The sequence below is a fragment of the Microbacterium sp. CCNWLW41 genome, assembly GCF_037083505.1.
The window spans coordinates 89,827-109,195 of record NZ_JBAOJP010000003.1 but is presented as its reverse complement, the minus strand read 5'-3'; the positions used below and the strand labels follow the sequence as shown (position 1 = coordinate 109,195).

Sequence of the window (19,369 nt, the reverse complement as noted above, 5' to 3'; positions counted from 1 at the left end):
GGTCGGAAGGCGAGCCTTCCAGAATATCAGCGCCGCCCGCCGTTTCGGGGCGCGTCCCGTTTCGGGGCGCCCGCCGTTTCGGGGCGCGTCCCGGTGCCCCAGTCCCCCACCCCGCGCCCCACTCCGCCGCCCCGCGCCCCACACTCCCAGCCCCTGCTCCCTCCCCGTTCACCCGTGTTTGGGGCTGGGTTCAGGGGCGAAGGGGCTCATTCGGGGACCCGAATCCCCGTAGTGCGCCCCGAAACCGCAGGGGGCCGGGGCGGGGGTCAGGCGGGGGCGGAGAGACGGGCGATCAGCTCGGTGAGCAGTGCCTCGGCGACCGGGGCGGGGAGCTCCTCGATCAGCGCCATCAGCGTCGCCATCGGCTGCTCCGGACGCACCGTCCCCGCGCCGGCGAGCGTCAGCAGCGTCGAGGCGGCTCGGGGACCGGGCACGCGCCCGCCGGGACCGTATCCGAGCGCCCGCATCGCACGCGCCAGTCCCCGGGCGTCCGCGGGCGGGCGGCCCCGGACGTCGTCGGCCGCCGCGGTGAGCGCGGACCGGAACTCGCCGATCCGCCGCTCCAGGACGGGCGTGAGGGTGAGGTGCGCGCTGCGCGGGAGCCGCGAGCCGTCCGCCTGCACGAACCCGGGCTGGTGCTGGATCCGCCACCCGCGCCGTGCAAGCGCGTCGGCGAGATGATGCGGATCCACCCGCACCGTCGCGGGGGCGTCGGGATCGGCCACCAGCGTGACCGCGGGGCCGACGGGATCCCCCCACACCTGCAGCCCCGCGATCGACTCGACCTCCGCGCGGACGCCTTCCGCGACGCGGGCGATCGACCGGGCGAGCTCCGCGAACCCCGCGTCGCCCAGACGGTGGACGATCGCCCACGCCGCCGCCAGCGACGACGCCGACCGGGAGCCGAGCAGCGTCGGGTTCACCACGGGGTAGCCCGGCCACCGCGTCGTCGCGAAGAACTGCGCGCGGTGATCGCGGCGATCCCGGTGCAGGAGCACGGAGACGCCCTTCGGCGCATATCCGAACTTGTGGAGGTCGGCGGAGATGCTCGTGACACCGTCCACCCGGAAATCCCACGGCGGCAGCCGGCGGTTCCCGCCGCCGTCCCGCCACCACGGCAGGACCAGACCGCCGAAGCAGGCGTCGACGTGACAGCGGATCCCGCGGGCGCGCGCGGCCTCGGCAACGTCGCGGACCGGATCCAGTGCTCCGCTCGGGTACGCCGGGGCGGACACCACGACCAGAGCCACGTCGGCGTCGAGCCGCGCCACGAGGTCCGCCGCCCGGACGCTGCCGTCCGCCGCGCACGGCACCGGATCCCACTCCAGGTCGAACAGGCGCGCCGCCTTCTGGAACGCGGCGTGCGCCGTGGCGGGGGCGACGAGCCGGGGCCGCGCCGTCGGGACCGCCGTCGAGCGCTCCGACCGCCACCGGTCCCGTGCGGTCTTCACCGCCAGCAGACAGCTCTCGGTGCCGCCGCTCGTGACCGTCCCCACGGCCCCGCCGATCCCCCTCCCCGTCCGGGAGCCGCCGTGCAGCGCATGGCGCACGAAGCCCAACAGCTCCCGTTCCATCACGGCGACGGACGGGAAGACGGTGGGATCGAGCCCGTTCACCGGCCGCGACAGCCGCGCGGCCTCGTCGGCGAGCTCGTCGAGCTCCGGGAGGCCCGCGTCGTACACATAGGCCAGGACGCGGCCGCCGTGCGTGGGCGCGTCCCCGGCGCGCAGCCGGCGCAGCCGGTCGAGGATCTCCTCGCTCATGCGGAGGTCCCGAGGATGTCGCGTTCGCGCAGCCGGTAGCGGGACACCGTCACGAGGCTCACCGCCATGAGCGCCGCCGGGAGCAGGCTGAACGAGACCGCGATGCCGACGAGGGCGGCCGCGGGCTGCTGCACCCCGCCCGCGGACGACACGGCGGCCGTCGACTCGACGTAGCCGGTGACCGCGAGCACGATCGACAGCACCGTCGCCCCGAGCGCCATGCCGGTGGTCTCGCCGGCGGTCCAGACGCCGCTGAAGACCCCCGACCGGTTCTCGCCCCCGGTCCGGCGGTCGTGCGCGATGACGTCGGGGAGCATCGCCATGGGCAGCGTCTGCATCCCCGCGTAGGCGGCGCCGGCCAAGGCCACGGGCCCGAGGATCCACCAGCCCGGCGCCCAGGCGGACACGGACAGGACCAGCGTCGCGCCCAGGAAGACCACGCTGGCGAGGCGGAAGGCGCGCTCCTTCCCCACCCGGTCGGCGATCAGCTTCCACACCGGCGCCATGAGCAGTGCGGGGGCGATCAGAGCCGCGAACAACGGCGTCACGGCCCCTTCGTCGTGCAGCAGCCAGCGCGCCACGAACTGGGCGGCGGCCAGCATGAGGCCGGTGGCGAGCCCCTGCAGCATGAAGGTGACGAGCAGCGCGCGGAAGGGCGCACTCTCCCGGAGCACCGCGATCCCCGCCCGGTAGTGCCCGCCGAGCGCCACTCGGGGCGGGGCCGCGGAGGGCGCGCGACGGGGTGCCACGGTCGAGGCCACGAGCATCCCGATGCCGAGCACCACCCCGGCGACGGCCGCCATGACGAGGTAGCCGAGCAGCGGATCCTCGGGGAACATCCCGCGCAGCTCCGGACCGCCGGCCCCGAACAGCAGGATCGCGAGCGTCAGGACGACGACCCGCCAGCTCAGCAGGCGCGTGCGTTCGCGGTAGTCGTCGGTGAGCTCGGCGGGCAGGGCGATGTAGGGCACCTGGAAGAGGCTGAAGCAGGTCGCCGCGGCGAGGAACGCCACGAGCACCCACGCCCCGGCGAGCGGCGGGGCGAGTCCCTCGGGCACCGCGAAGGTCAGCACGAAGGCGACGGGAAGAGCGATCCCGCCGAGCACCATGAACGCGCGACGGGTCCCCGCGTGGGCGAACGATCGATCGCTCAGGCCGCCGATGACCGGATCGATCAGGACGTCCCACACCTTGGCGGCGGTCACGATCGCGCCGGCGGCGAGCGCGGTCACGCCCAGCGAGTCGGTCAGGTAGTAGACGAGGACGAGACCCGGGAGCGTCGCGAATCCACCGGTCCCCAGGGAGCCGATGGCATAGCGCGACACCTGCCCGCGGGTGAGGCGCACGGCCGCGGAATTCGTCGTCGAACCCATGCGGTCACTCTAGCGACCGGAGCCCCGCGTGCCGTCCGCGGCGGAGAGGGCGACGACGGCGTCAGGCCGCCGCGTAGCGACCGGACGCGATCGCACGGGCGCGGGCCTTCTCGGCCTCCTCCTCGCGGTTCTTCGGCGGCCGGGTGGCGACGAGGTCGTTCAGCAGATGCTGCGTCGCGTGCGCGATCTCGGCGACGGCCCGGTCGAAGGCCTCCTGATTGGCCTTGGACGGCTTCGTGGTCCCGGCGATCTTGCGCACGTACTGGAGGGCGGCGGCGTGCACCTCCTCCGACGTCGCGGCCGGCTCGAAGTTGTGGAGGGTGTGGATGCTTCGGCACATGCCCGACACGCTACGCCGGGTCATGGGCACGGACCAGGCCCGGGCGCCGCACACGTGCACGACGACAGGGACGACGGCCAGGCCCGGACCCGGAGCCGTGTCACTTCTTGTAGTTCGGCGCCTCGACCACGATCTGCACGTCGTGCGGGTGGGACTCCTTGAGCCCCGCCGCGGTGATCCGCACGAAACGGCCGCGCTCCTTGAGCTCGCCGATCGTCCGGGCACCGACGTAGAACATCGACTGCCGGAGCCCGCCGACGAGCTGATAGGCGACCGCCGAGACCGGCCCGCGATACGGCACCTGGCCCTCGATCCCCTCGGGGATGAGCTTGTCGTCGCTGGGCACGTCGGCCTGGAAGTAGCGGTCCTTGGAGTACGAGGTCTGCTTGCCGCGGGTCTGCATCGCCCCGAGTGAGCCCATGCCGCGGTACTGCTTGAACTGCTTGCCGCCCTGGAAGACGATCTCGCCCGGCGACTCGTCCGTGCCGGCGAGGAGCGACCCGAGCATCACGGCGTCGGCACCCGCGACGAGCGCCTTGGCGATGTCGCCGGAGTACTGCAGGCCGCCGTCGGCGATGACCGGGATCCCGGCGGGCCGCGCGGCGAGGGAGGCCTCGTACACCGCGGTCACCTGCGGCACGCCCACGCCGGCGACGACGCGGGTGGTGCAGATCGAGCCGGGGCCGACGCCCACCTTGACCGCGTCCACGCCCGCGTCCACGAGCGCCTGCGCGCCCTCGCGGGTGGCGACGTTGCCGCCGATGACGTCGATGTGGGCGAACGACTCGTCGGCCTTCAGGCGCCTGACGAGGTCGATCACGCCCTGGGACTGCCCGTTCGCGGTGTCCACGACCAGGACGTCCACGCCCGCGTCGCGCAGCGCCTCGGCGCGCTCCCAGGCGTCGCCGAAGAAGCCGATGGCCGCGCCGACGCGGAGGCGTCCCTGCTCGTCCTTGGTCGCGAGCGGGTACTTCTCGCTCTTGTCGAAGTCCTTGATCGTGATGAGCCCGGCGAGCCGGCCGTCCTCATCGATGAGCGGGAGCTTCTCCACGCGGTGCTTCGCGAACAGCGCGATGACCTCGCCCGCGGCCACGCCGACCTTCGCGGTGACGAGGTCCTCGCGGGTCATCACGTCCTTGACGAGGGTGGTCTGCCGCTCGAAGCCGGAGACGAAGCGCATGTCGCGGTTGGTGACGATGCCCACGAGGCGGCCGTCCGGGTCGACGACGGGCAGACCCGAGATGCGGTACTTGGCGCAGAGCGCGTCGACCTCCTCGATCGTCGCCTCGGGCGTCGTGGTGATCGGATCCGTGATCATGCCGGATTCGCTGCGCTTGACGCGGTCGACCTGCGCGGCCTGATCCGCGATCGAGAGGTTCCGGTGCAGGATGCCGAGGCCGCCTTCGCGCGCCATGGCGATCGCCATCCGGGCCTCGGTCACGGTGTCCATCGCGCTGGAGAGCAGCGGGGTGGCCACCGAGATGCGGCGGGTCACGCGCGAGGACGTGTCCGCCTCGCTGGGGATCACGTCGGTATGCCCGGGCAGCAGCAGCACGTCATCGTAGGTGAGTCCGACGAAACCGAACGGGTCGTGCTGCTCCATGGGGGTGTGCTCCTCTCGCGCCGTCTGACAATTCTAAGTCGCCGCGGCCTGTGGAAATTCCCGCCGGCCCGATGCCGGCCAGGGTCACGGCTCGGGCGCATTCGGCGTCGGCGCATAGGCGATCCCGCGCTGTCGGGTTACGCTCTGTTCGTCAGACCGGCGGCGCAACGAGGCGGCGCCGCGGACGCACTCACCGTGGAGGTTGCGTGAGACAAGGGACAACGGCCATCGACCGAACCCGACGATGGCTCGTCGCGCTGCTGTGCGCACTCGCAGCGGCGGTCGTGCTGGTGCTGCAGCCGCCGATCGGCGCCGCGGCGGCCACCGACGACCAGGAGAAGACGGACTTCTACTTCGCCGGGACGATCACGTTCGACGACCAACCGATCGAGGGCGTCACGATCTCCGTCGAGGGCGGCGGCTTCGACGCCGAGACCGAGACGGACGCCGAGGGCAAGTGGCGGCTGTACGTTCCGGAGAAGGAGGAGTACACCCTCGCGGTGGACGAGGACACCCTCCCCGAGGGCGTGATCGTGGACGCCTCGAAGCTCCCCGAGGGCGTCGAGCCGGTCTCGGGGACCTCGGGATCCTTCACGGCCGAGTTCGGCCTGACCGGGACGAAGATCGTCAACCTCTTCCTCGGCGAGGGCGAGCGCGTGACGGAGTCGGTCCTCGACCAGCTCCTGTCGCGCATGGTCGGCGGTCTCAACTTCGGGCTCCTCCTCGGGCTCGCCTCCATGGGGGCCGCGCTCATCTACGGCACGACCCGGCTGTCGAACTTCGCGCACGGCGAGATGGTGACCTGGGGCGGCGTCGTCGCCCTCCTGTTCACCTCGTTCTGGCACCTGCCGCTGTGGCTGGGGATCATCGGCGCCGTCGCGGGCGGCGCGCTCCTCGGATGGGCGATGGACGCGGGCCTGTGGCGGCCGCTGCGCCGACGGGGCCTCGGGATCGTGCAGCTCATGATCGTCAGCATCGGCCTGTCGCTCGCCCTCCGCTACGCGCTGCAGTACGTCATCGGCGGCGGCACGTATCAGCTCCCCGGCGCCAGCCCCACTCCGATCCAGCTCGGCCCGATCTCCCTGTCCTACATCGACATGGTCAGCATGGCGGTGAGCCTCGTGGTGATCCTGGCGGTGGCGTTCTTCCTGACGCGGACCCGGATCGGCAAGGCGACGCGGGCGATCTCCGACAACCCCCAGCTCGCCGCCGCCTCCGGCATCGACGTGGACCGGGTGATCCGGATCGTCTGGATCCTCGCGGGCGTGCTGGCCGCGATCTCCGGCATCCTCTGGGCCTACTTCCGCCCGGGCGTGAAGTGGGACATGGGCATGCAGATGCTGCTGCTGATGTTCTGCGCGATCACGCTCGGCGGGCTGGGGTCGGCGATCGGCGCCCTCGTCGGCTCGATCATCGTCGGACTCGCCGTGGAGGTCTCGACGCTGTGGATCCCCTCGGACCTGAAGTACGCGAGCGCGCTGATCGCCCTGATCGTGATCCTGCTGGTGCGTCCGCAGGGCCTGCTCGGTCGCAAGGAGAGGTTGGGCTGACATGGACTTCGGAAGCATCTTCGGCAACACCGCCAGCTATCTGTTCAGCCCGGTCACGATCGCGTACGCGCTGGCGGCGACCGGCCTGGCCGTGCACTTCGGCTACGCCGGTCTGCTGAACTTCGGCATGGCCGCCTTCATGGCGGTCGGCGGCTACGGCTACGCGATCTCGGTGCTCTCGTTCGGCCTCCCGTGGTGGCTCGGCATGCTCATCGGCCTTCTCGGCGGCGCGGTGTTCGCGCTCATCCTCGGCATCCCGACCCTGCGGCTGCGCGCCGACTACCTCGCGATCGCGACGATCGCGGCCGGCGAGATCGTGCGCCTGCTGTTCACCACGCAGCTGTTCGATCAGTGGACCAACTCGGCCGACGGCCTCGCCGGCTACCACGGCGGTTTCCGCGGCGCCAACCCGATCCCGCCGGGGACCTACGGTTTCGGGCCGTGGACCTACAACGAGACGGACCTGTGGAACCGCGTGTTCGGCGTCCTGATGCTTGCGCTGGCGATCCTGCTCGTGTGGGCGCTGATGCGCAGTCCCTGGGGGCGCGTGCTCAAGGGCATCCGCGAGGACGAGGACGCCGTGCGGTCCCTGGGGAAGAACGTGTTCGCCTACAAGATGCAGTCGCTCGTCATCGGCGGCATGATCGGCGCGATGGGCGGCATCGTCTTCGTCCTGCCGTCCGCAGTGGTGCCGGGCAGCTACTCCACGTCGCTGACGTTCTTCCTCTGGACGATCCTGCTCCTCGGCGGGGCCGCGACCGTCTTCGGCCCCACGCTCGGCGCGGTGATCTTCTGGCTGGTGTTCGCCTTCCTCGGCAACCTCCTCCCCGACCTCGCGAAGGCCGGCTTCCTGCCGATGTCCGACACCCAGGCCGGGACCCTGCGGTTCGTCCTGGTCGGCGTGGCGCTCATGCTCCTCGTGATCTTCCGCCCGCAGGGCATCCTCGGAGACAAGAGGGAGATGACCTTTGTCAAGTGAAACCCCCGCCCCCGGCGTTCCCGTGCCCTCGACGACCACCGGGAGCGTCCCGCGGGCCAAGACCACGGACCTGGCCGCGGGTCCTGCCGCGCCCGGGGTCGCCAAGAAGGACCCCATCCTCGTTGTCGACGCCGTCCAGCGCCGCTTCGGCGGGCTGACGGCGGTGGACGTCGACCATCTGGAGATCCCCCGGGGCGCGATCACGGCGCTCATCGGCCCGAACGGCGCCGGCAAGACGACGCTGTTCAACCTGCTGTGCGGGTTCGACCGCCCGAACTCCGGCTCGTGGGTCTACGACGGCACGAACCTCGCCGGGATCCCGTCCTTCAAGGTGGCGCGGATGGGCCAGGTCCGCACGTTCCAGCTCACCAAGTCCCTGTCCCTGCTGACCGTGCTGGAGAACATGAAGCTCGGGGCGACCGGTCAGCGCGGCGAGCGCTTCTGGCCGAGCCTGTTCCCCTTCCTGTGGCGCGCTCAGGACCGGCAGATCGAGGACAAGGCCCGTGAGCTGCTGGCCCGGTTCAAGCTCGACGCCAAGGAGAAGGATTTCGCCGCGTCCCTCTCCGGAGGACAGCGCAAGCTCCTGGAGATGGCGAGAGCCCTGATGACCGACCCGAACCTCGTCATGCTCGACGAGCCGATGGCGGGCGTGAACCCGGCTCTGACCCAGTCGCTGCTCGACCACATCCTGGATCTGAAGGACCTCGGGATGACGGTGCTGTTCGTCGAGCACGACATGCACATGGTCCGTCACATCGCGGACTGGGTCGTCGTCATGGCCGAGGGCCGGGTGGTCGCCGAGGGCCCGCCGGAGACGGTGATGGAGGACCCGGCGGTCGTCGACGCGTACCTCGGCGCCCACCAGGACGTGGACCTCGGCACCGTCACCGGCCGCATCTCCGTGGGCGACGTCGCCCGGGCGCAGGCCCTGCGCGCGGAGATCGAGGCGGAGGCGGTCGAGGAGCTGGACGCCGTGGAGGCGCAGCGCGAGGGGACGGAGCCCGGCTCGGGACCGGCCGGCGGGTCGGGACCGGTCGGCGGCGAGAAGGACGGAGAGAACGCATGAGCGAGGACGTCGTCGTCGAGCTGACCGACGTGCACGCCGGGTACCTCCCGGGCGTGAACATCCTCAACGGAGCCAACCTCGTCGCCCGCCGCGGCGAGCTGATCGGGATCATCGGCCCGAACGGCGCCGGGAAGTCGACGCTGCTGAAGTCGATCTTCGGGCTCGTGAACGTGCGCTCCGGCGACATCACCGTCAACGGCGAGAGCATCGTCGGGCTGAAAGCGGACAAGCTGGTGCGCCGCGGCGTCGCCTTCGTGCCGCAGACGAACAACGTCTTCCCGTCCCTCACGATCGCCGAGAACCTGCAGATGGGCCTGTACCAGAACCCGCGGATCTACGCCGAGCGGCTCGAGTTCGTCACCGGCATCTTCGCGGAGCTCGGCAAACGGTTGAACCAGCGCGCCGGGTCGCTGTCGGGCGGCGAGCGCCAGATGGTGGCCATGTCGCGGGCGCTCATGATGGACCCGTCCGTGCTGCTGCTGGACGAGCCGTCCGCGGGCCTGTCCCCCGTCCGCCAGGACGACGCCTTCATCCGCGTCTCCGACATCAACAAGGCGGGGGTCACCACGATCATGGTCGAGCAGAACGCCCGGCGCTGCCTGCAGATCTGCGACCGCGGGTACGTCCTCGACCAGGGCCGGGACGCGTACGAAGGGGCGGGGCGCGACCTGCTGAACGACCCGAAGGTCATCGGGCTCTATCTGGGAACGCTGGGCACCGACGCGGCCTGACGACACGAGAGACGCCGAACGGCCCCGGATCCGAGGATCCGGGGCCGTTCTGTGACCGGTGTCAGTTGGTGCGCTCGTAGAGGTTGTCGGCACCGTACTTGAAGATGCCGATCGCGGCGCCCGTCGGGTCGCCGTTCTCGTCGAACGTGACGTCGCCGGAGTAGCCGTTGTAGTCGGCCACGCCGCCGTCGTTGATGATCTTCGCGCAGTCGGCGAAGCTCGTGCAGGCCTTGCCGTCGCCGGACCCGCCGGAGACCTCCTGCATCTTGGCGGCGATGTCCGCGCCCTTCGTCGACCCGGAGGCGAGCGACGCCAGAGCCATCAGCACGACGGCGTCATACGCCTCGGCGGCGTAGGTGAAGTCCTGGATGGTGGAGTTGCCCTCACCCGTCCAGTACGTCTGCAGCCGCTCCGTGAAGTCGTCGGACAGGGCCGGGCCCGGACGCGTGCCCTGAGCGCCCTCCAGCGACACGGGGAGGTTCGTGGACGCCTCGGCACCGTAGTTCGAGGTGTTGCCGTCGACCATGTAGAACTTGTCCGCGGTGATGCCGGCGTTCACCAGGAGCGGGGCGATGGTGCGGAACTGGTCGAACGAGACGACCGCGACCGCGTCCGGGTTCGCCGCCTTGATCGTCGCCACCTGGGCGTCGAACTGCGCGTCGCCGACGTTGAAGGACGCCTCGGCGACCACCTGGCCGCCCGCGCTCTCGAACGTCTCCTTGATCGCCGCGTCCAGACCCGTGCCGTACGCGTCGTTCTGATAGATGATGCCGAGTGTCTTGCGCCCGTCCTCGGCGATCAGGTTCCCGAGGACCTCGCCCTGGAGCAGATCGCTCGGCGCCGTGCGGAAGTAGAGGCCGTCGTCCTCGAACGTCGTGAAGTCCGGCGAGGTGTTGGAGGGCGAGATCGTGATGATGCCCTTCGCGACGTTGCCGTCCAGGATGAGCTTGGACACGCCGGACGCGGCCGCGCCGACGATGCCCGCGACGCCCGCGCTCTGCAGCTTGCTGATCGAGGTCTCGTAGGCCTTGGTGTCGGTGTCGCCCTCGTCCTCGCTGGTCATGTCGACCGTGATCCCGGCCTTGGCGTCGTTGATCTCCTGCACCGCCAGCCCCACGCCGGACTCCATCGGCGGGCCGAGGAACGACAGCGAGCCCGTCTGCGGCAGCAGCGACCCCAGCTTCAGTGTGATGTCGCCGGCGGGCTTCTCGCCACCGCCGCCGCCGGTGTCGCCGGACGGCGTGCCGGCGGGTGAGCCGCTGCAGCCGGCGATCACGAGGGCCGATACACCGACCAGGGCGATCCCGGTCAGGGTCTTCGCCACCCTCGAACCCTTCAGTGCGTTCATGATGCTCCTTTGCGTGACTGAACGTGGCGACACCATCGTCGGTGCCCGCCCGTCGGGTGTAACCACCCTAGATCCGGCCGCGGCGCATCCGCGTATCAGTGCGTTAACGATCGGATCCCGCGTCGCGCGGGACCGGGTGTCACACCAGCTCGGGAGCCGCCGGCCGCGGGCCCCGGCGTCCTTCCCGCAGCAGGTCCACGAGGAACACCGCGATCGCGATCCACACGATCGTGAAGCCGATCCACCGCTCCAGCGGCATGGGCTCCCCGCGGAAGACGGCGCCCACGATGAACTGCATCACCGGCGTGATGAACTGCAGCATGCCGATCACGGTGAGGCCGATCCGTCGCGCCCCGGCCGCGAACAGCAGCAGCGGCACAGCCGTGGCGACGCCGGCGAACGCCAGCAGCGCCGCGTGCGTCGGGCCCGCCGCCCCGAGGGTCACGCCGGTGGTCTGCGCGACCACGATGAGCTGCACGAGCGCGACCGGGATCAGCCAGAACGACTCCAGGGTGAGCCCGCTGACGGCATCGACCGCCGCGCCGATCCGCTTCTTGACCAGGCCGTACACGCCGAACGAGGCGGTGAGCGAGAGCGCGATCCAGGGGAACGATCCGTAGGCGAACACGATCACCAGCACGGCGAGCGAGGCGATCCCGATCGCGGTCCATTGCAGCGGTCGGATCCGCTCCCGCAGGACGAAGACGCCCAGCAGCACGGTCGTGATCGGGTTGATGAAGTAGCCGAGGCTCGTCTCGACGATGTGATCGGACAGGGTCGCGATGACGAAGACCTGCCAGTTGATGTAGATGAGCACGCCGGCCAGCGCGGTCCAGCCGAGCAGGCGCGGCTGCCGCACGATGGCGCCGAGCGCGCTCCAGCCGCGCATCACCGTGAGCAGGACCAGGCAGAACACGAACGACAACAGCACCCGCCACGCGACCAGCTCCCACGGACCGGTGGGGACCAGCAGCAGGAAGTACAGCGGCAGCACGCCCCAGATCAGGTAGGCGCCGCCGGCGTACACCGCTCCGGCCGTCTGCGGGCTGCGCGGGGATGGGCTCACCGGTCAACCCTATGGCGCGCTCACGGGTCGGCGGCGCCTGTCCGGGTCCGGTTCGGGGCGGAATTCGGCCATTCGGGGCGTGATTCGCGCCAATCTCTGCCCGGAACGCGCCCCAAGACGCGGCGGACCGCCCGGACACGGCGAAGGGCCCGGATGCCGAGGCATCCGGGCCCTTCGTGAACGTCAGCGCGTCAGCGGACGACGACCGCGAGGACGTCGCGGGCCGAGAGCACCAGGTACTCGTCGGCGCCGAACTTGACCTCGGTCCCGCCGTACTTGCTGTAGAGCACGCGGTCGCCGACGGCGACGTCGAGCGGAACACGGTTGCCGTTGTCGTCGATGCGGCCGGGGCCCACGGCCACGACCTCGCCCTCCTGGGGCTTCTCCTTGGCGGTGTCGGGGATGACCAGGCCACTCGCGGTGGTCTGCTCGGCCTCGACCTGCTGGATGACGATGCGGTCCTCGAGCGGCTTGATGGAAACCGACACGGTCTACCTCTTTCTCGACGGTTCAAGACTCGTTAGCACCCTCAACCCGAGAGTGCTAATCACAGTGTAGGCGCAAGGCTGGCACTCGCGCAATGCGAGTGCCAGCCTTGGCGGATGCGGCAGACCCCTAGGCTGGGCAGGTGGAGATGCCCGAGCTGACCGCCCTGCTCACCTCCGAGGGGCTGCGCCTGCTGGACGAGCTCGGCCCGGTGGAGACGACGGGCGAGGCCGCCGCCGCGGTGTCGCGGCTCCGCGGAGCCGGGCACGGTCCGGACATCGTGGCCGCCGTCGTCGGCCAGGCGCATCTCCGCGCCAAGGCCCGGTCGAAGTTCGGGCCGTTCGCGGACCGGATGCTGTTCACCCGCGCCGGTCTCGAACAGGCCACCCGGCTGTCCGTGGCGGCACGGCACGCCGGACGCCTGCGAACCGCAGGGATCGCCCACGTCACCGACCTCGGCTGCGGCATCGGCGGAGACGCGCTGGCCTTCGCCGCCGCGGGCCTGCGCGTGACCGCGGTCGATGCCGACGAGATCACGGCGGCACTGGCCGCCTTCAACCTGGCGCCCTTCGGCTCGGACGCCGAGGTGCGGCACGCCCGCGCCGAGGAGATCTCGCTGAGCGGCGATCCGGGCGAGGCGGCGTGGCTCGACCCCGCCCGGCGCACGGCCGGGCACACCGAGACCCGGCGCGTGTCGGCCGCCGACTACTCCCCTCCCCTGGACTGGGTGTTCGCTCTCGCGGAGAGGATGCCGACCGGGATCAAGCTCGGCCCCGGCCACGACCGCGACGCCCTGCCGCCCGAGGCCGAGGCGCAGTGGGTGAGCGTGGACGGCAGCGTCGTGGAGCTCGTGCTGTGGGCCGGCGGCCTGGAACGCGACGGGGTGCGCCGTGCGGCGATGGTCATCCGGGGGGAGAGCACGCACGAGCTGACCGCTCCCGCCGACTCCGCGGACGCGGAGGTGCGCCCGCTCGGCGCCTACCTCCACGAGCCGGACGGCGCTGTGATCCGCGCCCGCCTCATCGGGGATCTGGCGCGACGCACCGGAGCCGGGATGCTGGACGAGCACATCGCGTACCTCACGTCCGACGAGCCCCTGTCCTCCCCCTTCGCGGCGAGCTTCCGGGTGCGCGAGGTGCTGCCGCTGCACGCGAAGACGATCTCGGCGGCGCTCAAGGCGGCCGGCGTCGGAACCCTGGAGATCAAGAAGCGCGGCGTCGACATCGATCCCGCAGCGTTCCGCCGGAAACTGACGCTGCGCGGGAAGGGCTCGGCGACGCTCATCCTCGTCCGCATCGGCGACCGGCGCCACGCCGTCCTCGCCGACCGCGTCTGATCCTCCCTCGTTCCGCTCCCCTCGCTCCGTCGTCGAGTGGTCAGTTTCTGTGGGTTCCGCGCGCCTCAACCCACAGAAACTGACCACTCGACAGAAGGGGCGGGCGGGGAGGGGTCAGAGGCGGGGGCCCCAGGCGGTCGAGGGATCGGACTGCCGGGTGATCACGAGGTATTGGCCGTGCATGTTCGCGGTGCGCAGATCCAGGACGGCGGATCCAGCCGCCCCCGCCGGGACCTCGAGCACGACCAACGATCGATCGCCGGCCACCTGCGATACCCCCGTGCGCGGGTCTGCGTCGCCGCACGCGCGGACGCGCGGGCCGCCGAACTCGGTGATCAGGCACGACTCTCCACCCTGTGATGTCACGAACCACACCGGGTCGTCGTCGAGGTAGCCGACGACCAACGGCAGGCCCTGCAGATCCTCCTCGCGGACCAGTCGACGCGCTGTCTCCTTCTGCGCAGGGCTGTAGTCGGCGTTGTCCCACACACTGCTGTCGTACTCCCATCGCTGCAGGAACCCCAACGGGTATCTGTCCTGGGCGAGCGTGATCCCCCCGCTGTACGAGACGCCGCGCTCGTCCTCGAGGGTGACGGTGCGATGCACGGAGAGCACGTCCTGAACCTCCCACTGCGTGCTCCGCAGGCACGTGACCTCCGGCTGTTCGTCGTCGATGTCGAGGATCCCGCAGTGGACCCGGCCGTCGCCGCGCGTCCCCCACCAGAGGCGCGAGTCGCCTTCCTCTGCCAGCAGCAGGAGCGAGCCCGGATCGATGTCGTCGACGTCCGCAGTGAGCACCTCCCGCCGCTCCTCGTGCGCCGCGGTCATCGGCAGCGCCACATCGGGCGCGCGGGGCACGGACCAGCCGATCGCGAGGCCCGCCGCCACGAGTGCCGCGGCGGCGGTGACGAGCACGCGAGGACGCCGCCACCAGCCGGCAATCGCGCGGTCCGCGAGCAGCGCCCGCCAGCGGGAGGGCGGAGCCGTCTCGCCGAGGACGTGGGACGGACCGATCGAGGAGGATCCCGGATCCGCCGCCACCGTCACCGGATCGCTCCCGGGTTCCTTCGGCACCGCGAGGACGTGCGGCGGCGGCGTCGTCGCGGCGTCCTCCGCCACCACGGACGCGAACCATGCCTCCGGTCCCGGTGCGGGTCCCTCGCCCGGCGCCGCGGTGTCCACAACCGCGCTGACCTCCGGCCCTGCCGGGACCACGCGACGCCGCTGCAGGTCCCGAAGCCGGTCCGCCTCCGCGGGGCTCAACGGCGTCGGCCCCCGGCCGTAGGCGCGCTCCTGCAGCGCCCGCCGTTCGCGCTCCTCGTCGAGCCCGTCGCCCATCGGATCGCTCCGCTACCCGAGCAACCCCGCCGCGAAGGCGGCCCAGAGGAGCCAGCCGGCGCTGTAAACGGTGGCGACAGAACCCAGCACGAGCGCCCAGACCGACATCGACCGGCTCTCCACCGGACGGCGCAGGCACATGATCGCCGAGACCACCGCGATGATCGCGACCGGGATGCCCCACCCCACGAACAGGGACGCGGCGAGCGCGACGATCGCCGCGAGCAGGGCCCAGGGCGCCAGGCGGGCGTCGTCGCCCCGGCGCACCGCGCCGGTCGCGGTCGAGGGCTCCCAGACGGCACCGGTCGGGACGGCCCCCTCGTCGTGCAGATCCGGGCCGCTCTCCACCGTCACCGGCGACGGCGCCGTCGGCAGCTTGGAGAACCGTTCCGGGGCTCCGTCGCCCGGCGTCGTCATCCGCCCGCCCCGGTGTCGGCCCCGATGCCCGCCCCGATGCCCGCCCGGTTGTCAGCCGCGAGCACGTCGCCCGGCACGGAGGACGCGACCTGGATCTCCGTCACGGGCAGGGTGGAGTCGGCGCCGAAGGCGAGCGTGGACGGCGCACGCCCGGACGCGATGAGCTCGGCGGCCAGCGCCGCGATCATGGCTCCGTTGTCGGTGCACAGGCTCAGCGGAGGGATCCGCACGGTCACGCCCGCCGCCTCGGCGCGCTCGATCGTCTGCTCGCGCAGTCGCCGGTTCGCGATCACGCCGCCGCCGAGGAGCAGGCGGGGCACGCCGCGGTCCGCGCAGGCGGCGAGCGCCTTCGTCACGAGCACGTCGACGACCGCTTCACGGAAGCTCGCCGCCACATCCGCGACCGGGACCTCCACGCCGTCAGCGCTCGCGCGCTCGATCCAGCGGGCCACCGCCGTCTTCAGGCCCGAGAACGAGAAGTCGTAGCGGTGCCGCTCCAGGTCCGACGCCCGGGACAGGCCGCGGGGGAAAGCGATGGCCCGCGGATCCCCGCCCACGGCCGCGCGGTCGATCTCGGGGCCGCCGGGATACGGCAGTCCGAGCAGGCGCGCGACCTTGTCGAAAGCCTCGCCGGCGGCGTCGTCCACCGTCTCGCCGAGCAGCTCGACGTCGGTGGTGAGGTCGCGCACGTGCAGGAGCGACGTGTGGCCGCCGCTCACGAGCAGGGCGATCGTGGGGTACTCCAGCGGCGGCGCATCGGCGTCGAGGATGTCCGCGGCGATGTGCCCGACGAGGTGGTTCACGGCGTAGAGCGGCGTGCCGAGCGAGACCGCCAGCCCCTTGGCGGCACCGATCCCGACCATGAGCGCGCCCGCCAGCCCCGGGCCGCTCGTGACGGCCACCGCGTCCAGGTCCGTCAATCGGACCCCGGCCTCGTCGAGGGCGCGTTCGATCGACGGCTGCAACGCCTCCAGGTGCGCGCGCGCCGCCACCTCCGGCACCACGCCGCCGTAGCGGGCGTGCTCGTCCATGCTGGAGGCGATCGTGTTCGACAGCAGGGTGCGTCCGCGGACGATGCCGATCCCGGTCTCGTCGCAGCTCGTCTCGATGCCGAGGACGAGGGGCTCGCTCATGCCGACTCCTTCCGGTCGCTCGGTGCGGCGTCCGCGGTCGTCTGAGCGGCGCGGGCCCGGAGGTCCAGGCGCATCACCACGGCGTCCACGTCGTCGGGCTGGTAGTAGTGCGCGCGGCGACCGATCTCGTCGAAGCCCTCCGAGGCGTAGAGCGCGGCGGCCACGGGGTTGTCGGCGCGGACCTCGAGGAAGACCTCGCTCGCCCCGCGCTCCTCGGCCTGCGCCAGGAGCGCACGCAGCAGCGCACGGCCCCGCCCCGCGCCCCGATGCCGTGCATCCAGGGCGATCGTCTGGATGTCGGCGTCCCGGGAGCCGCGCAGCGCCCGCACTCCCCCGTAGCCGACGATCCGCTCGCCCGCCGCATCCGGCTCGACGACGACGAGGTAGCTGCCGTGCGGGGAGGCCAGCTCGTCGGCCATCGCCTCCGCACTCCAGGCGTCGCGGGGGAACGAGGCCCGCTCGATCGCCATGATCGCGTCGAGGTCGTCCGGGGAGGCCGGCCGGATCATGATCCGACCCGTTTCGGCGCGCTCGGAATGCGGGCGTCCGGCGCCCGCAGGTACAGCGGCTCGGCGCCCGCGAGGGTGCGTCCGGCGGCGACGGCCCGGGCGCCGACACGGGCGAGGGAGGCCGCGGACAACTCGGTCGCGGTGATCTGGCGGAGCGCCCCCAGACGCGCGTCGACCTCCTCGCGGGGGACGAGCACGGTCTCCACCACGACGTGCGGGATCCCGTCGACGTCGAGCCCTTCGAAGACCGTCACGGCGGACTCACGACGGCGCGCGTCGGTGAGGATCGCGAACGGCTCGCTCGGCTTCTCTTCGCGGATGACGGAGAGGGCGGCGGCGAGATGGCTGGGCACGGGGACCACGGGGACGCCTCGGCCGAGGGCGAACGCGCGGGCCGCGGCGATCCCGATCCGAAGCCCCGTGAACGGCCCCGGTCCCATGCCCGCGACCACGTGCGTGAGCGGGTCGTCGGGAGCCTCCGCCTGGGCGGCGGCGAGCGCGTCCTGCAGCATCGTTCCGATGACCTCGGCATGCCCGAGGGCGTTTCGTTCCCCGAGGTCGGCCAGGGTCGATCCGTCACGGCCGAGGAGGGCGACGGCCGAGCCCAGGGACGTGTCGACGGCGAGGATCACCCCTCCAGGGTAGTCTCCACCGCCGCCCGCCGACGCCGGGACGACCCGGTGCCGGCCGGATCCGCGCGCCCGGGTCGGCGGGCTCAGCGGCCGCCGCGGCGAATCGTCACGACCCTCGGGGCGTCCGCGTCCAGGTCCTCGTCCGCGACGTCGTCCCGGGCCCCGGCTCCGGCCCCGACCGGCCGTTCCAGCTCGATGTCCCACCAGGAGTCGGCCAGGTCCTCGGCGATCCCGCGCCCCCACTCCACGACGACCACCGAACCGGCGGCGTCGACGTCGAGATCGTCGAGCTCCGCCGCGGACCCCAGACGGTACGCGTCCATGTGCACGAGCGGGGCGCGCCCGACCAGGGAGGGGTGCGTCCGAGCCAGCACGAATGTCGGGCTCTGCACGGGACCCCGCACTCCCAGCCCCTCGGCGAGGCCCCGCGTGAAGGTCGTCTTCCCCGCGCCGAGCGGACCGGTGAGGATCAGCACGTCCCCGGCTTCCAGACCGCCGCCGATCCCCCTCCCGAGCGCCTCCATGTCCTCGGCCGTCGCGATCTCATGGCGTCCGAGCAGGGTGTCCGCGACGCTCACGAGACGGTCCGCCGCGGCACCCGGGGGCCGATCCGGGTGACGATCTCGTAGTTGATGGTGCCCGCCGCGTCCGCCCAGGTCGTGGCGGACGGATGACCGAGGGTGGGATCCCCGAACAGGATCGCCTCGTCTCCGACGGCGACGGCGTGGTCGCCGACGTCCACGACGAACTGGTCCATCGCAATCCGTCCGGCCACAGGGAAGCGCCGCCCGCCGATGAGGACCGGCCCGCGTCCCGACGCCTGCCGCGGGATCCCGTCGGCGTAGCCCAGCGGGATCAGGGCGAGGGTGGTCTCCCGGGCGGTGCGGTGGTCGTACCCGTAGGAGACGCCCTGCCCGGCGGGGACGCGGCGCACGGCCGCGACGGCGGCCCGAAGCGTCATCGCGGGGCGCAGGCCCAGGTCCGCGGACGAGCGGTCGTCGAAGGGCGACAGCCCGTACAGTCCGATGCCGATGCGCACGGCGTCGAGGCGGGTCTCGGGCAGGTCGATCGCCGCCGCGGTGGCCGCGAGGTGGCGGATCTCCGGTCGTACGCCCGCGGCCTCGGCCTGCGCGCAGCCGCGCTCGAAGGCGGCGAGCGCGGCCAGGTCGTCCGCGGGCGACGTGTTGGAGACGTGGCTGAACAGGCCCACGATCCGGATCCGACCGATCCGCTCCAGCCGTGCGGCCTCCGCGAGCACTCGCTCCCAGGCGGCGGGCGCGACGCCATTGCGGGACAGGCCGGTCTCGAGCTTCAGGTGGACTCCGACCGGGGTCCGCGCCGAGGCGGCGGCCGCGGCGGCCTCGAGCTGGTCGAAGGAGGAGATGCCGATCTCGATCCCTGCCTCGGCGGCGTCGTCGAAACGGCGCTGCGGAGCGTGCAACCAGGCGAGCACGGGCGCGTTGACGCCCTCTCGGCGCAACGCCAGCGCCTCGTCGACCGTGGCCACGCCCAGCCGGGTCGCGCCGCCGGCGAGCGCCGCGACCGCAGCGGCGGCGGCTCCGTGCCCGTAGGCGTTCGCCTTGATCACGCCGATCACGTCGGTGCCGGTCATCCGGCGCAGCTGACGGGTGTTGTCGCTGATCGCGTCCAGGTCGATCACGGCTTCGCGGAACAGGGTCATGCTGTGCCCTCCGTCGGC

The 19,369-nt window shown here is 72.0% G+C and carries 19 protein-coding genes; 5 read left to right on the top strand and 14 right to left on the bottom strand.

The window, feature by feature from the left end; all coding sequences use genetic code 11:
- Window positions 1-266: 266 nt before the first annotated feature.
- The 4 genes from V6R91_RS12190 to guaB form a co-directional block, all read right to left on the bottom strand.
- Window positions 267-1,763 carry a pyridoxal phosphate-dependent decarboxylase family protein gene (locus V6R91_RS12190; RefSeq protein WP_336395588.1) on the bottom strand — a complete coding sequence of 499 codons (1,497 nt, stop codon included), beginning with the start codon at window positions 1,761-1,763 and terminating at the stop codon, window positions 267-269.
- On the bottom strand, window positions 1,760-3,136 hold the full coding sequence (locus V6R91_RS12185; RefSeq protein WP_336395587.1) for an MFS transporter: 1,377 nt from the start codon (window positions 3,134-3,136) through the stop codon (window positions 1,760-1,762). The genes V6R91_RS12190 and V6R91_RS12185 overlap by 4 nt, the downstream gene beginning before the upstream one ends.
- 61 nt (window positions 3,137-3,197) lie before the next feature.
- Window positions 3,198-3,476 (bottom strand): DUF2277 domain-containing protein, encoded by a 279-nt coding sequence (locus V6R91_RS12180; protein WP_067242223.1) that lies wholly within the window; start codon window positions 3,474-3,476, stop codon window positions 3,198-3,200.
- 100 nt (window positions 3,477-3,576) lie between these two features.
- On the bottom strand, window positions 3,577-5,079 hold the full coding sequence (gene guaB / locus V6R91_RS12175; protein WP_336395586.1) for an IMP dehydrogenase: 1,503 nt from the start codon (window positions 5,077-5,079) through the stop codon (window positions 3,577-3,579).
- Window positions 5,080-5,285: 206 nt separating this feature from the next.
- Between guaB and V6R91_RS12170 the strand changes: the two genes are divergently transcribed.
- The 4 genes from V6R91_RS12170 to V6R91_RS12155 are packed head-to-tail and all read left to right on the top strand — an operon-like array spanning window position 5,286 to window position 9,405.
- Window positions 5,286-6,629 carry a branched-chain amino acid ABC transporter permease gene (locus V6R91_RS12170; RefSeq protein WP_336395585.1) on the top strand — a complete coding sequence of 448 codons (1,344 nt, stop codon included), beginning with the start codon at window positions 5,286-5,288 and terminating at the stop codon, window positions 6,627-6,629.
- Window position 6,630: 1 nt separating this feature from the next.
- The gene (locus V6R91_RS12165) at window positions 6,631-7,608 is read left to right on the top strand and encodes a branched-chain amino acid ABC transporter permease (RefSeq protein WP_067242212.1); all 978 of its coding nucleotides are present in this window, start codon (window positions 6,631-6,633) and stop codon (window positions 7,606-7,608) included.
- A gap of 22 nt (window positions 7,609-7,630) precedes the next feature.
- A complete protein-coding gene (locus tag V6R91_RS12160) occupies window positions 7,631-8,674 on the top strand; it encodes an ABC transporter ATP-binding protein (protein WP_378821047.1) in 1,044 nt (347 codons plus the stop codon).
- Entirely contained in the window at window positions 8,671-9,405 is a 735-nt protein-coding gene (locus V6R91_RS12155; RefSeq protein ID WP_067242205.1) for an ABC transporter ATP-binding protein, read from the top strand. The genes V6R91_RS12160 and V6R91_RS12155 overlap by 4 nt, the downstream gene beginning before the upstream one ends.
- Window positions 9,406-9,466: 61 nt before the next feature.
- Here the strand turns inward: V6R91_RS12155 and V6R91_RS12150 are convergent, their stop codons facing one another.
- The 3 genes from V6R91_RS12150 to groES form a co-directional block, all read right to left on the bottom strand.
- Window positions 9,467-10,753 (bottom strand): ABC transporter substrate-binding protein, encoded by a 1,287-nt coding sequence (locus V6R91_RS12150; protein WP_067242202.1) that lies wholly within the window; start codon window positions 10,751-10,753, stop codon window positions 9,467-9,469.
- 139 nt (window positions 10,754-10,892) lie between these two features.
- Window positions 10,893-11,819, bottom strand: coding sequence for an EamA family transporter RarD (gene rarD / locus V6R91_RS12145; RefSeq protein ID WP_271060908.1), 927 nt, complete (start codon window positions 11,817-11,819; stop codon window positions 10,893-10,895).
- A gap of 191 nt (window positions 11,820-12,010) precedes the next feature.
- A complete protein-coding gene (gene groES, locus V6R91_RS12140) occupies window positions 12,011-12,307 on the bottom strand; it encodes a co-chaperone GroES (protein ID WP_067242196.1) in 297 nt (98 codons plus the stop codon).
- Between the two features lie 140 nt (window positions 12,308-12,447).
- Between groES and V6R91_RS12135 the strand changes: the two genes are divergently transcribed.
- Window positions 12,448-13,641: a class I SAM-dependent methyltransferase gene (locus V6R91_RS12135; RefSeq protein WP_336395584.1), complete on the top strand. Its 1,194-nt coding sequence runs from the start codon at window positions 12,448-12,450 to the stop codon at window positions 13,639-13,641.
- A 114-nt stretch (window positions 13,642-13,755) separates the two neighbouring features.
- Here V6R91_RS12135 and V6R91_RS12130 read toward each other — a convergent pair whose 3' ends face one another.
- From V6R91_RS12130 to alr, 7 genes are all read right to left on the bottom strand, one after another.
- Complete coding sequence (locus tag V6R91_RS12130) at window positions 13,756-14,979, bottom strand: hypothetical protein (RefSeq protein WP_336395582.1); 1,224 nt, start codon at window positions 14,977-14,979, stop codon at window positions 13,756-13,758.
- A 12-nt stretch (window positions 14,980-14,991) separates the two neighbouring features.
- Window positions 14,992-15,396 carry a hypothetical protein gene (locus tag V6R91_RS12125; RefSeq protein ID WP_271061715.1) on the bottom strand — a complete coding sequence of 135 codons (405 nt, stop codon included), beginning with the start codon at window positions 15,394-15,396 and terminating at the stop codon, window positions 14,992-14,994.
- Complete coding sequence (gene tsaD / locus V6R91_RS12120) at window positions 15,393-16,529, bottom strand: tRNA (adenosine(37)-N6)-threonylcarbamoyltransferase complex transferase subunit TsaD (protein WP_271061716.1); 1,137 nt, start codon at window positions 16,527-16,529, stop codon at window positions 15,393-15,395. Before tsaD ends, V6R91_RS12125 begins: the two co-directional genes overlap by 4 nt.
- Window positions 16,526-17,038 carry a ribosomal protein S18-alanine N-acetyltransferase gene (gene rimI, locus V6R91_RS12115; protein WP_271061717.1) on the bottom strand — a complete coding sequence of 171 codons (513 nt, stop codon included), beginning with the start codon at window positions 17,036-17,038 and terminating at the stop codon, window positions 16,526-16,528. The genes tsaD and rimI overlap by 4 nt, the downstream gene beginning before the upstream one ends.
- Complete coding sequence (gene tsaB / locus V6R91_RS12110; protein ID WP_271061718.1) at window positions 17,035-17,670, bottom strand: tRNA (adenosine(37)-N6)-threonylcarbamoyltransferase complex dimerization subunit type 1 TsaB; 636 nt, start codon at window positions 17,668-17,670, stop codon at window positions 17,035-17,037. Before tsaB ends, rimI begins: the two co-directional genes overlap by 4 nt.
- Window positions 17,671-17,753: 83 nt before the next feature.
- Entirely contained in the window at window positions 17,754-18,194 is a 441-nt protein-coding gene (gene tsaE, locus V6R91_RS12105) for a tRNA (adenosine(37)-N6)-threonylcarbamoyltransferase complex ATPase subunit type 1 TsaE (protein WP_271061728.1), read from the bottom strand.
- Between the two features lie 50 nt (window positions 18,195-18,244).
- Entirely contained in the window at window positions 18,245-19,351 is a 1,107-nt protein-coding gene (alr, locus tag V6R91_RS12100; protein WP_336395580.1) for an alanine racemase, read from the bottom strand.
- Window positions 19,352-19,369 lie beyond the last annotated feature (18 nt).